We start from the raw sequence: 12,514 nt of genomic DNA, 5'->3' as shown, positions 1-12,514 counted from the left end.
TCACATGATCGCGAGTTGCCCGCCGTCGATCACCAGCTCGGTGCCGTGGATGAAGGCGGCGTCGTCGGAGGCCAGGAAGGCGTACCCGGCCGCGACCTCCTCGGCGAGCCCCGCCCGGCCGAGCGGGATGTGGTCGCGCTCGTAGCCGGAGACGAAGTCGCCGTCCAGCCCGGCCGAGATCGAGGCGTTGAGCGGGGTCTGGATGTAGCCGGGGCACAGCGCGTTGACGCGGATGCGGTGTTTGCCCAGCTCGACGGCCATGGTCCTGGTGAGCAGCAGCACGCCGCCCTTGGAGGCGTTGTAGTGGGCGTAGTCGGCCTCGCCGCCCAGGCCGTTGGTGGAGGACATGTTGAGGATGACCCCGCCGGTGCCCTGCGCCACCAGGTGACGGGCGACGGCCTGGGCGACCAGGAACATGCCGCGCAGGTTGACCGCCATGATCCGATCCCAGTGGGCGGGGGTGATCTCCAGGAACGGCTCGCGCCAGGCCGTACCGGCGTTGTTGACCAGGACGTCGAGGCCGCCCAGCTCCTGGACGGCGCCGCCGACCAGCCGGTCGACGTCGGCTTCGAGGCTGACGTCGCCCGCGAGCCCATGCACCTCCCCCAGGGCCGACAGCCCGGCCACCGTGGCGTCCGCCTCGGCCTGGTCGAGGCCGGTGAGGACGACCCTGGCGCCCTCCTCCAGAAACCTGCGGGCGGTGGCGGCGCCGATGCCGCTGCTGCCGCCGCTGATGAGCACCCGCTTGCCGGCGAGTCCGCGCATGGCGTCGCCTTCCCTTCAGCGCACCGCGCCGCGGGCCGCGACGCGAAGTTCGGTGGTGACCCGGCCGCCCTCGACGCCGTAGGCGAGGTCGAAGTTGTTGACGGCGGCGCAGGCGTGGCTGGGGATGAGCTGGGCCCGCGTGCCGACCGGCAGGTCGTCGTGGTGCCCGGCCTCCAGCAGGGCGACGCCGTGCTCCTCGTTGAGAAAGTCCATGTGCACGTACGGGAGCCCGGCGGCTCTGATCCAGCCGGGCGTGCCCGTGCCGTCGGAGGCCAGGCACTTGGTGCCCGCGTCGAAGACGGCCCGCTCGGGGATCGGCCTGCCGATCACGGTCGTCAGCACGCGGGCGGCCGCCGTCTCCTCGGTGGCCACGCCGAGACGCATCATCGCGGTGTCGTTGAAGATGTACGTGCCCGGCCGGATCTCGGTCACCCCGGCGACACCCGCCGCGTGCCGAGCCGTCGGGGTGGAACCGACGCTGATCTCGCGCAGCTCGATGCCGTCGCGGGCGCACAGTTCGGCCGTGGCGACGAGGTCCTCGCCCTCGCGGCGGGCGGTCTCGGCCAGCTCGGTGGCGGTACGCGCGTGGTAGGCGTGCCCGGCCAGCGTGAGCAGCCCCACGACCTCGACACCGGGGATCGCGGCGATCTCGGCGACCAGGTCGGCGGTGGGCCGCCCCGGCGGCCGGCCCAGCCGGTGCTGGCCGGTGTCGACCTCGACCAGCACCTCGACCGGCGGCCCGCCCAGCCGGCCGAGCCCGGCGGCCACCTCGGGAGAGTCGAGGCTGACCCGCACCCGGGCGCGCTCACGCAGCGCGGCGAATCTGCGCAGCTTGGGCTCGCCCCAGAGGGGAAAGGCCAGCAGGATGTCGTCGATCCCGGCGTCCGCCATCACCTCGGCCTCGCCCAGCTTGGCGCAGGTGATGCCGCCTGCTCCGGCGTCGAGCTGCATCCGGGCCAGCTCGGGCATCTTGTGGGTCTTGATGTGCGGCCTCAGCCTGACGCCGTGCCTGGCCGCGGCCTCGGCCATCTCGTCGATGTTGGCCCGGACGGCGTCGAGGTCGATGACGAGCGCCGGAGTGTCGAGCTCGGGGTACATGGTGCGAACATAGCATCCGTTCCGTATCGCGCACTAGCGTTCCGAATCACGGAACCCATGGGCCGGAATGCCGGTGTACGGGGTGCGGCAGCGCCACAGCTCGCCGCCGGTCCGGCCGTCCCAGGCCGTGGTGACGTAGAGCTCGTCGAGGCCGGCCCCGCCGAAGGCGCAGCTCGTCACGTTGGTGGCGGGCACCTCCAGGGTCAGGTCGTGGCCGCCGTCGGGCCGCAGGCGTACGACGGCGCCGCCGCCCCACAGCGCCACCCACACGTGCCCCGTGGCGTCCACCGTGAGCCCGTCGGGCTGCGGGAGCTCGGCGAACGTCCGGCGATCCGCCATTTCGCCGGTCGCCGGGTCGTAGTCGAACACGTCCACCCGGCCTGTCGGCGTGTCCACGTAGTAGAGCAGCCGCTCGTCCGGGCTCCAGCCGACGCCGTTCGAGATCGTCACCCCGTCCAGCACGCGCCGCGAGGTGCGGTCGGGGTCCAGCCGGTAGAGCGCGCCCGCCCCCGGGGTGTCGTCCTCGGCCTTGGTGCCGGCGAAGAAGCGGCCCGCCCGGTCGCACGCGCCGTCGTTCATCCGGTTGCCGGGCCGTTCGGCGGCGGTCACCGGCGCCACCACGGTCAGCCGCCCGTCCGCCAGCACGGCGAAACCGTCGCGTACGGCCAGGGCCAGCCCGCCCTGTTCGCGCGGCACCGCCACGCCGACCGGCTGCCCCACGTCGATGGTCTCCTGGGAGTCACCGTCGAGCCGGTGCACCAGGCCCGCCGGGATGTCCACCCACAGCAGCGTTCCCGTGCTCGCGTCCCAGCGCGGCCCCTCGCCCAGTCGCGCCCTCGGGACCGGCACCGTCTCCAGCTTCACCGTTTTCCTCCTTACGGAACGACATTCCGCCTAACGCACAAACCCAAGGCCCGGGCCCACACGACCGTGGCCCCCGGGTGGTTACGTCTGTTCGGCGACCGATCGCCGCAGGACGTGCCCGATCTCCTCCATCCGCGCCGGCGACATCCGGTCCTTGAGCGCGGTCACGCTGACCGCCGCGACCGGCGCCGTTTTGCCCATGAAGACGGGGGCCGCCACGCAGCGCACGCCCGGCTCGTTCTCCTCCAGGTCGAGCGCGTAGCCGCGCTGACGGACCTGGTCGAGGTGGGTGGCCAGCTTGGCGGGGCTGGTGATGGTGCTGCGGGTCCTGGCCGGCAGCGGGCCGAACCGGTCGCCCCAGGCGATGATCGCCTCGTCCGTCGGGTAGGTCCAGGCCAGCAGCGCCTTGCCGACCCCCGTGCAGTGGGCCGCGTTGCGGCCGCCGACCACCGACGTCATCGTGATCGACCGCACCGCCTCGACCTTGTCGAGGTAGACGACCTCCGAACCGTCCAGCATCGCCATGTGCACGGTCTCGGCGAACTCCTCGCTCAGCCGGAGCAGCAGCGGGCGCACGAGAGTGCGCAGGTCCATCGACTCGTAGAACCGGAAGGCGGTGGCCAGCATCTCGGTGCCGAGGAAGTAGGGCCCGCCGGGCTCGGGCTGCGCGGCGAACCCCCGATGCCGCAGCGCGCCCAGCAGGCGGTGCAGCGAGCTCTTGGGCAGGCCGAGCCGGGTCGCGAGCTCGTCGAGCGTAACGCCCCTGCTGTGCTTGCCGATCTCCTGCAGAATCAGCAGGGCGCGGTCGACGCTCCCCACAGGGGAATCTGCCACTGCTTTCTCCGATCCTCTGTTCCGCTTCATGGAATGCTAGCGCGCATCGCGGAACAAACCCCCGCCCGCTGCTTCCGCTCCTCGGAACGGTAGTCTACGGTTCGGAATCTGGACAGGAATCTCACGGAGGAACATCCTTTGTACCTCATGCGCATCGGCGCGCCCGGCGCCGAAAAGCCCGCCGTCCGCGTCGACGACACCCATTACATCGACGTCTCCGACCTGACCCCCGACTTCGACGAGCGCTTCTTCGCTCAGGGCGGCGTCGCGCTGCTCGCCGACCGGGTCGCCAACGGCGAGATCCGTGAGCTCGCCGGTGAGCGGATCGGCGCGCCGATCGCCCGGCCGCACCAGATCCTGTGCATCGGCCTCAACTACAGCGACCACGCCGCCGAGACCGGGCAGGCCGTCCCCGCCGAGCCGATCCTGTTCACCAAGTCGCCCAACACGCTCGTCGGGCCGTACGACGACGTGCGCATCCCGCGCGGCGCCACCAAGACCGACTGGGAGGTGGAGCTGGGCATCGTCATCGGCAAGCGCACCTCCTACCTCGACTCGGTGGAGGAGGCTCGCGACGCGATCGCCGGCTACTGCGTCGTCAACGACGTCAGCGAGCGCGCCTTCCAGATGGAGCGCGGCGGCCAGTGGAGCAAGGGCAAGTCGGCCGAGACGTTCAACCCGGCCGGCCCCTGGCTGGTCACCCCCGACGAGATCGCCGACGTCACCAGCCTCGGCATATGGCTGGACGTCAACGGTGTCCGCCGCCAGACCGGGACGACCGCGACGATGATCTTCGACCCGTACGTCATCGTGCACCACCTGAGCCAGTTCATGGTGCTGGAGCCCGGCGACCTGATCAACACCGGCACCCCGCCCGGCGTCGGCATGGGCCACGACCCGCAGATCTGGCTCCAGCCCGGCGACGTCATGGAGCTCGGCATCGACGGCCTCGGCAGTCAGCGCCAGCACGTCCAGGGCCCGCGCTAGTGCGCACGCCCGACCCCGCCGTCCTGGCCGCCGTGGAGAACGCCGTCCCGGGGATCACCCGTTCGCGGGTGACGGACCGGCTCGGCATGGCCCACGACGCCTCGCACTACCTGCTCACCCCGCAGGCCGTCCTGGTGCCGGAGAGCGCCGAGCAGGTGGCGGCGCTGCTGCGGACCGGTCTGACGCTCACCTTCCGCTCCGGCGGCACCAGCCTGAGCGGGCAGGGGGTGAGCGAGCATCTGCTGGTCGACACCCGGCGGCACTTCCGCGCGATCGAGGTGCTCGACGACGGGGCCCGGGTGCGCGTGCAGCCTGGGGCGGTGCTGCGGCAGGTCAACGCCCGGCTGGCGCCCTACGGCCGCAAGCTCGGGCCGGACCCGGCGAGCGAGTCGGCGTGCACGATCGGCGGGGTCGTGGCCAACAACTCCAGCGGCATGACCTGCGGGACGCACGCGAACACGTACCAGACCCTGGAGTCGATGACGCTCGTGCTGCCCAGCGGCACCGTCGTCGACACCGGCGCCCGCGACGCCGACGAGCGGCTGCGCGCGCTCGAACCCGAGCTCGCCGAGGGTCTGGAACGGCTGCGCGACCGCGTCCGCGCCGACCCCGAGTCGGTACGCCGGATCACCGCCCAGTTCGCGCTCAAGAACACGATGGGCTACGGGCTCAACAGCCTTCTCGACCACGACTCCCCCGCGCAGATCCTCGCCCACCTGGTCATCGGCAGCGAGGGCACGCTCGGCTTCGTCGCCGAGGCGGTCCTGCGCACGGTCCCGGCACACCGCCTGGCCGCGACCGGCCTGCTCGTCTTCCCCACCCTGCGCCAGGCGATGGCCGCGATGCCCGAGCTGATCACCGCCGAGCCCGCCGCCGTCGAGCTGCTGGACGCCGAGTCCCTGCGCGTCGCCCAGACCGACCCCAAGGCCGACGACGTGCTGCGTACGCTCACCGTCGCCGGCCACGCCGCCCTGCTGATCGAATGGCAGGAGTCCGACGCCGAGTTGCTGACCGGCCGTGAGCGGGCGGCCGAGCGGGTGTTCGCCGGCCTGGAGCTGTCCGCGCCCGCGCGGCTCAGCCGCGACGCCGGTGGCCGGGCCGCGCTCTGGCACATCCGCAAGGGCCTGTACGCCTCCGTCGCCGGCGCCCGTCCCAGCGGCACCACCGCCCTGCTCGAAGACGTCGCCGTCCCGGTGCCCGCGCTGGCCGACCTCTGCGACGACCTCGACGAGCTGTTCACCCGGCACCACTACGAGCGCAGCGTCATCTTCGGCCACGCCAAGGACGGCAACCTGCACTTCATGCTCAACGAGCGCTTCGGCACCGACCTGCGGCGCTACGCCGACTTCACCGAGGACATGGTCGCCGCCGTCCTGGACCGGGGCGGCACGCTGAAGGCCGAGCACGGCACCGGCCGCGTCATGGCGCCCTTCGTCCGCCGCCAGTACGGCGACGCGCTCTATGACGTGATGCGCGAGGTCAAGCGCCTGTGCGACCCCGCCGGCACGCTCAACCCCGGCGTCGTCCTCACCGACGACCCCGGCGCGCATCTGCGCGACCTGAAGACCGTCCTGCCGGTCGAGCCCGAGGTGGACCGGTGCGTGGAGTGCGGCTACTGCGAGCCGGTCTGCCCCAGCCGCGACCTGACCACGACGCCCCGGCAGCGGATCGTGCTGCGCCGCGAGCTCGCCGCCGCCCACGCGGCCGGTGACCACGCCCTCGCCCGCGAGCTCGAAGCCGAGTACGCCTACGACGCCGTCGACACCTGCGCCGTGGACGGCATGTGCGCCACCGCCTGCCCCGTACTGATCAACACCGGCGATCTGACCAAGCGCCTGCGCGCCGAGCGTCATGGCCGCGCCGCCCAGAAGGGCTGGAAGAGCGCCGCCAGGCACTGGGACGGCGTCACCCGCGCGATGAACCTCGCCCTGGACACCGCCGCCGCCACCCCGCCCCGGCTCACCGAGGCCGTCGGCCGCGCCGCCCGTACTCTCACGGACGCCGTCCCCCAGTGGACCCGCGACCTGCCGCGCGGCGGCACCCGCCGCCGCCCGAGCCCGGCCGCCGACGCTGACGCGATCTATGTGCCGTCCTGCCTGAACACCCTGTTCGCGCCCGCCGACGGCGGCCCCGGCGTCATGACCGCCTTCCAGCGGCTGGCCGAACGCGCGGGCCTGCGGCTGCGCGTCCCCGGCAAGATCGCGAGCCTGTGCTGCGGCACCCCCTGGTCCTCCAAGGGCTACACCGACGGTCACGAGACCATGGCCGAGCAGGTCCGCGCCGCGCTGACCAGCGGCCTGCTCACAAGCGACCCGCTCACCGGCGGCCCGCTCGCCGGCGGCCCGCTCGCCGGCGGCCCGCTCGCCGGCGGCCCGCTCGCCGACGACCCGCTCGCCGACCTGCCGGCGGGCACCGACGCCGCGCTCACTGACAGCCTGCCGATCGTCACCGACGCCGCCTCCTGTACCGAGGGCTTCCGCCGGCTCGGCCTGGAGGTGATCGACGCGGTCGCCTACACCGCCGAGCACATCCTGCCCCGCCTACCGGCCGCCCGCCGCCTGCCGTCGCTGGCCCTCCATCCGACCTGCTCCTCCACCCACCTCGGCCTGGACGCCGCCATCGCCACGATCGCCGAGGCCATCGCCGACGAGGTGGTGATCCCCGACGGCTGGCAGTGCTGCGCCTTCGCCGGTGACCGTGGCCTGCTGCACCCGGAGCTGACCGCCTCGGCCACCCGCGCGGAGGCCGCCGCCGTGGTGACGGCCGGCTGCGCCGGTCACGCCTCGGTCAACCGCACCTGCGAGCTGGCCCTGACCCGCGCCACCGGCCGGCCGTACCACCATCTGCTCGAACTCCTCGACGAGGCCACCGGCTGAGTCAGTGCTTGGCGCGCTCGTCCCGCCGCTTCTTGTGCCGCCGGCCCAGGTACCAGCCGACTCCCAGAGCGACCAGCCCGATCGGGGTGGCCGCCAGGCGGCGTACCACCAGCACTTTCAGGAACTTCTTCATGCCCCCCACCTGCCCTGAGACGGAAGCGTCAGTCGCCGGGGATCGGCCCGGTCGGGGTCTCGGTGGGCTCGCCGGGGTCGGGGCTCGGCGGGGCGGCCATGCCGATGGTGATCACGATCGAGGCGCCCGGCGCGCCGCACACCCCGGGCGGGACGCTCTGCGCGAGTACGGTGCCGACCCGCGACTCGTCCTCCACGACCTGGTCCTTCGTCTGCACCGTGAGTCCCGCCGCGATCAGCGCCCCCCGCGCGTCCTCACGGGCCTGGCCGACGACCGATGGCACGGTGGCGCCCTTTCGCGCCACCGTGAGCGCCACCGGGGTGCCGCCCGGGACGCGGCGGCCCGCCTTGGGCCGTGTGGACAGCACCCGGCCGTCCGGCGACTGGGAGCAGGTGGTGGTGATGGCGCCGACCGTGAGCCCGGTGCCGGTCAGCGCCGACTCGGCGGCCTTGCGCCGCATGCCCGTCACGGCGGGTACGGCCAGCCCGGCCGACACCTGCAACGACACCTTGGCGCCCTGGTTCACGAACGTGCCGGAGGCCGGCTGACTGGCCAGCACCTGGCCGATCTTGCGCCCCGAGTCGATCGGGGTGACCGAGCCCAGCACGAGCCCGGCGTCCTGGATCGCCCTGGTCGCCGCGCCCCTGGTCAGGCCCGTCAGCAGCGGCACCGTGACCGTGGGCGGCCGGGCCACCGGCGGATCGACGGCGGACTCGCGCGGTCCCGCCGACCTGGTCTTGGCCGGGGCGGACTTGGCCACCGTGGGCGCGGGTTCCGTCGGCGGCGGGTTCGACGGCCCGGCGGCCTGGGGGCCCGGCACCGCGTCGCTCTTGTTCAGCGATGGGACGATCATGGTGAGCAGTACGGCCGCCGTCACCAGCAGCGCCACGCAGACCGCGAGGGCCGCCCTGGGCCAGCCCCGGCGCGGCCGGGGCACGTCCGGCATCACATAGCCGCCGGGCGCGCCGGTCGCCTCCGGCTCGGCCAGCGGAGTGGCCCCTGAGTCGCCGGCGGGCGCTCGCTGCTCGGGGACGAGTATGGGCGTGTCGCGCAGAATGTGTGGCGGGGGCGAGCGCAGCACCTCCGCAGGCACGTCCTGCGACGACTCCCCCAGCAGCTCGAACAGCAGCTCCCGGCTGCTCGGCCGGTTGCGCGCGTCCTTGTCCAGGCAGGCTTCCACCAGCGTCCGCAGCCGCCCGTCCAGCCGCCCCAGCTCCGGCGGCGCCGTCAGGATCCGGTGCAGCACCGGCGCCACCGAGTCCTGCCCGAACGGCGCCGAGGCGTTGGCCGCGAAGCACATCGTCGCGCCCCACGAGAACACGTCCGCCGCTCCGGTGACCGCCGCCGCGGTGATCTGCTCGGGCGCCATGTACGCCGGCGTCCCCACCCCGCGCCCGCTCACCGTGGCCGCCGCGTCCAGCGCCCTGGCCAGCCCGAAGTCGATCACCCGCGGCCCGTCGGAGCCGAGCAGCACGTTCTGCGGCTTGAAGTCCCTGTGGACGATCCCGGCCCGGTGGATCGCGGCCAGCGCGGTCGCCGTGCTGACCGCCAGCCGCTCCAGCGCGCCACCCCGCCGGGGCCCGGTGAGCGCGACCTCCCGTTGCAAAGAAGGGCCGTCGACGTATTCGCTCACGATGTACGGACGCCCCTCGTCGAACCCGGCGTCGATCACCTGGGCCGTACAGAACCGGGCCACGTGCTTGGCCAGCTCGACCTCCCGCAGGAACGCCGCCCGTTCGTCGCCCACGGGCCCGTGCAGAAGCTTGACCGCGTATGTCTCGCCACCCCGTGAACCGAGGAAGACGGCGCCTTGACCACCCTCACCCAGGCGTCCGGAAAGTGCGTACTCCCCGAGTCGCTGCGGGTCCCCCGTTCTGAGCGGCTGCGCCGTTGGCACGGGCGCCTCCCCTCGCCGCCACCCTTGCTGCTTTCTACTGAATGCAACGGGCGGCGATCAGTCAACGGTGCTCAACGCAATCGCCGCCTGACCGTGACACAGCCGGTCAAGACGTGCGTGCGACCTTGCCCGAATACGTCACTTCGTCCTTACCTTCACGCGTGACCTTGATGGCCATCTGGTTGGAGTCGGACGTCGGGAACATGCGCAGCGTGCCCGGATAGCACTCGTCGCCCTTGACCTGATCGAGCGCGAAGACCGTCCCGTCCCGGGTGAGCCGCCCCGTGCAGTGCAGATCGGCGCCCCACCGCATGACCCCGCCGTCGTCGCCGAGCTCCAGCTCGACGGGGAAGATCCGGTCGGCCGTGAAATGCTCGGCCGAGCCCGTCCAGGTTCCCGTCAGTCCCGGCGCCCGCGCCCCGCCCAGCCAGTACCAGAACCCGGCCAGCGCCATCAGTGCCCCGGCCGCCGCCACGGCGACCTGCCAGGCGCGGCCCTTCTTCGGCACCGGCGCCTCGGTCGTCGCGGCGGTGATGGCGGGGAAGCTCGTGGTCGGGTTGGGGTCGGTGATCACGCCGGGCGCGGCCTCCGAGACGCCGATCCCGACGACCATGCCGGGACGCGTGGTGGCGGGCCCTCTGGTGATGTGCCCTGAGGGGCCGACGGCGGCCATCGCGCCGGTGGACAGCACGTCGGCGCCGTCCGCGTGCTGCCCGAGCAGCCGCCGCAGCACCTCTTCTGCGTCCGGCCGCTCCTTCGGCTCGGGGACCAGGCACGCCTCCACGATCTCCCGCAGCCGCCCGCTCAGCGAGCCCAGGTCCGGCTTGCCGTAGAGGACCCGGGCCAGCACCTCCTGATGCGTGTCGGCCCGGTACGCGTGCCGCCCCGTGGCGGTGTAGGCCACTGTCAGCCCCCAGGCCCACATGTCGGCCGGCGGCCCCGCCGACTCGGCCTTCATCCGCTCGGGCGCCATGTACGCGGGCGTGCCGATGGGCATGTGGCTGGTCGTGACGGAGGTGTCGGCGAGCCTGGACACCCCGAAGTCGATCACTCGCGGCCCGTCGATGCCGAGCAGCACGTTGCCCGGCTTGAAGTCCCGGTGAACCACCCCGGCCCGGTGGATGGCTCCGAGGGCGGTCGCGGTGCCGATGGCCAGGCGTTCGAGCGAGCCGCCGGTCCGCGGCCCCTCGGCGACCACATGTTCGCGCAGCGAGGGCCCGTCCACGTACTCGCTGACCAGGTACGGCCGATCGCCCTCCAGGTCGGCGTCGAGAAGCTGCGCCGTGCAGAACGCGGCCACCCTGCGCACCGCCTCGACCTCACCCAGGAACCTGCGCCGCACGTCCGGGTCCCCCGACAGGCTGGCGTGCAGCAGCTTGACCGCGACGTGCGCCCCCTGCGGCGACTCGCCGAGATAGACGACCCCCTGGCCCCCCTGGCCGAGTCTGCGTGTAAGCCGGTACGACCCCAGTTGGCGCGGATCATCGGCACGTAGCTCGGACATATCCTGCCATTATGCCCGCTCTTATAACGGCGAGGCGTACTGATCGGCAACCGGTCAGGAACCGCGGGCGACCGTGCCCGAATAGGTGACCTCGTGTTTCCCCTCTCGCGTCACCGTGATGACGATCTGGTTGGGGTCGGCGGTCGGGACGATGCGCAGCGTCCCGGGATGGCACGCGTCACCCTTGACGTGGTCGAGCGCGAACGCCTGCGCGCTCTTGGTCGGGTTGAGCCGTCCCGAGCAGTGCAGGTCGGATCCCCACCGCATGACCCCGCCGTCGTCGCCGAGCTCCAGCTCGACGGGGAAGATCCGTTTGGCCGTGGGATGCTCGGCCGATCCCTTCCACGTGCCGGCCAGACGCGGCTCCTGAACGGGCTTGGCCGGGGCCGTCGTGGGCTCGACGGTCGCCGATCGCGCGACCGCCGGCAGCTCCGATTCCGTCCCCGTGCGCCCCGCTCCGGCCTGCTGGTCGCCGCGCGTCCACAGGACGAAGCCGGTCACCGCCACGGCCAGCCCGGCGACCGCCACCGCTCCCCGCCATGCCCGTAACCGGCGTCCGGGCGGTAACCCTTCCTTCGGTTCCGTTTCGCCGTTCCCGGTGCGGATGCCCCTGAGGTCGGCGGTCGGGAGCGGCTCGGGCGGCGACTGGCCCGGTTCCGTCGTATCGGAAGGAGCGGTGCCGGAAGGGGCGGTGTCGGGAGCGGCGGTGGCCGCTCGGACGCCGGTCCTGAGCACGTCGTCCGTCTCCGCGTCATGCCCCAGCAGCCACCGCAGCACCTCCTCCGCGTCCGGCCGCTCGGCGGGATCGTGGGCGAGGCAGGCCTCCACGATCTCCCGCAGCCGCCCGGACAGACCCCTCAGATCCGGCTTGCCGTACAGGATTCTGGCCAGGATCTCCTGGTACGTGTCCGCCATGTACGCATGCCTGCCCGTCGCCGTGTACGCGACGGTCAGCCCCCAGGCCCACAGATCGGCGGGCGGCCCGGCGGGCACGGCCTGGATGCGCTCCGGCGACAGGTAGGCCGGGGTGCCGATGGCGACGCCGCTGGTGGTGAGCGCGGTGTCGATCATCCGTGAGATCCCGAAGTCGATCACCCGCGGCCCGTCGAGGCTGAGCAGCACGTTGCCCGGCTTGAAGTCGCGATGCACGACCCCGGCCCGGTGGATGGCGCCCAGAGCGGTGGCGGTGCCGATGGCCAGGCGTTCGAGCGAGCCGCCCGTCCGCGGCCCCTTGTCGATCACGTGCTCGCCCAGCGAGGGGCCTTCGACGTACTCGCTGACCAGGTAGGGCCGGTCACCGTCGAGGTCGGCGTCGAGGAGCTGGGCGGTGCAGAAGGCGGCCACCCGCCGCGCGGCCTCGACCTCGCCGAGGAACCGGCGCCGCACGTCCGGATCGCCGGACAGGCCGGCGTGCAGCAGTTTGACGGCGACCTGTGCCCCGCCGGACGAATGGGCGAGGAAGACGACGCCCTGGCCCCCCTGCCCGAGCCTGCGGGAGAGCTGGTACTCCCCCAGTTGCCGGGGGTCATCAGCGTGGAGCTCGGACATAGGGCGCC

General features: G+C 72.9%; 10 protein-coding genes. 2 read left to right on the top strand and 8 right to left on the bottom strand.

Features of this window, described 5'->3' with window-relative positions:
- From C4V41_RS00220 to C4V41_RS00205, 4 genes are all read right to left on the bottom strand, one after another.
- Window positions 1-765 (bottom strand): SDR family NAD(P)-dependent oxidoreductase, encoded by a 765-nt coding sequence (locus tag C4V41_RS00220; protein WP_103953662.1) that lies wholly within the window; start codon window positions 763-765, stop codon window positions 1-3.
- 15 nt (window positions 766-780) lie between these two features.
- On the bottom strand, window positions 781-1,863 hold the full coding sequence (locus C4V41_RS00215) for an alanine racemase (protein WP_103953661.1): 1,083 nt from the start codon (window positions 1,861-1,863) through the stop codon (window positions 781-783).
- 33 nt (window positions 1,864-1,896) lie between these two features.
- On the bottom strand, window positions 1,897-2,727 hold the full coding sequence (locus C4V41_RS00210; protein WP_103953660.1) for an SMP-30/gluconolactonase/LRE family protein: 831 nt from the start codon (window positions 2,725-2,727) through the stop codon (window positions 1,897-1,899).
- A gap of 81 nt (window positions 2,728-2,808) precedes the next feature.
- A complete protein-coding gene (locus C4V41_RS00205) occupies window positions 2,809-3,561 on the bottom strand; it encodes an IclR family transcriptional regulator (RefSeq protein WP_160150130.1) in 753 nt (250 codons plus the stop codon).
- A 138-nt stretch (window positions 3,562-3,699) separates the two neighbouring features.
- Between C4V41_RS00205 and C4V41_RS00200 the strand changes: the two genes are divergently transcribed.
- Together C4V41_RS00200 and C4V41_RS00195 are read left to right on the top strand one after the other, a co-directional pair.
- Window positions 3,700-4,548: a fumarylacetoacetate hydrolase family protein gene (locus C4V41_RS00200; protein WP_103953658.1), complete on the top strand. Its 849-nt coding sequence runs from the start codon at window positions 3,700-3,702 to the stop codon at window positions 4,546-4,548.
- On the top strand, window positions 4,548-7,424 hold the full coding sequence (locus C4V41_RS00195) for an FAD-binding and (Fe-S)-binding domain-containing protein (RefSeq protein WP_103953657.1): 2,877 nt from the start codon (window positions 4,548-4,550) through the stop codon (window positions 7,422-7,424). The genes C4V41_RS00200 and C4V41_RS00195 overlap by 1 nt, the downstream gene beginning before the upstream one ends.
- Before the next feature lies 1 nt (window position 7,425).
- Here C4V41_RS00195 and C4V41_RS63850 read toward each other — a convergent pair whose 3' ends face one another.
- The 4 genes from C4V41_RS63850 to C4V41_RS00180 form a co-directional block, all read right to left on the bottom strand.
- Window positions 7,426-7,557, bottom strand: coding sequence for a DUF6203 family protein (locus tag C4V41_RS63850; RefSeq protein WP_235029827.1), 132 nt, complete (start codon window positions 7,555-7,557; stop codon window positions 7,426-7,428).
- A 28-nt stretch (window positions 7,558-7,585) separates the two neighbouring features.
- The gene (locus C4V41_RS00190) at window positions 7,586-9,454 is read right to left on the bottom strand and encodes a protein kinase domain-containing protein (protein ID WP_103953656.1); all 1,869 of its coding nucleotides are present in this window, start codon (window positions 9,452-9,454) and stop codon (window positions 7,586-7,588) included.
- 106 nt (window positions 9,455-9,560) lie between these two features.
- Window positions 9,561-10,958 (bottom strand): serine/threonine-protein kinase, encoded by a 1,398-nt coding sequence (locus tag C4V41_RS00185; RefSeq protein WP_103953655.1) that lies wholly within the window; start codon window positions 10,956-10,958, stop codon window positions 9,561-9,563.
- A 54-nt stretch (window positions 10,959-11,012) separates the two neighbouring features.
- On the bottom strand, window positions 11,013-12,506 hold the full coding sequence (locus tag C4V41_RS00180) for a serine/threonine-protein kinase (RefSeq protein ID WP_103953654.1): 1,494 nt from the start codon (window positions 12,504-12,506) through the stop codon (window positions 11,013-11,015).
- Window positions 12,507-12,514: the final 8 nt, after the last annotated feature.

The sequence above is a fragment of the Nonomuraea solani genome (genome assembly GCF_900108335.1).
Classification (GTDB): domain Bacteria; phylum Actinomycetota; class Actinomycetes; order Streptosporangiales; family Streptosporangiaceae; genus Nonomuraea; species Nonomuraea solani.
Note: the sequence above shows the minus strand (reverse complement) of the source record. Positions and strands in the feature narration are given on the sequence as shown.

Coding starts and splice junctions, on each gene's coding strand:
- C4V41_RS00220 (WP_103953662.1), bottom strand. CDS start 765: ATGCGCGGACTCGCCGGCAAGCGGGTGCTCATCAGCGGCGGCAGCAGC.
- C4V41_RS00215 (WP_103953661.1), bottom strand. CDS start 1,863: ATGTACCCCGAGCTCGACACTCCGGCGCTCGTCATCGACCTCGACGCC.
- C4V41_RS63850 (WP_235029827.1), bottom strand. CDS start 7,557: ATGAAGAAGTTCCTGAAAGTGCTGGTGGTACGCCGCCTGGCGGCCACC.
- C4V41_RS00185 (WP_103953655.1), bottom strand. CDS start 10,958: ATGTCCGAGCTACGTGCCGATGATCCGCGCCAACTGGGGTCGTACCGG.
- C4V41_RS00180 (WP_103953654.1), bottom strand. CDS start 12,506: ATGTCCGAGCTCCACGCTGATGACCCCCGGCAACTGGGGGAGTACCAG.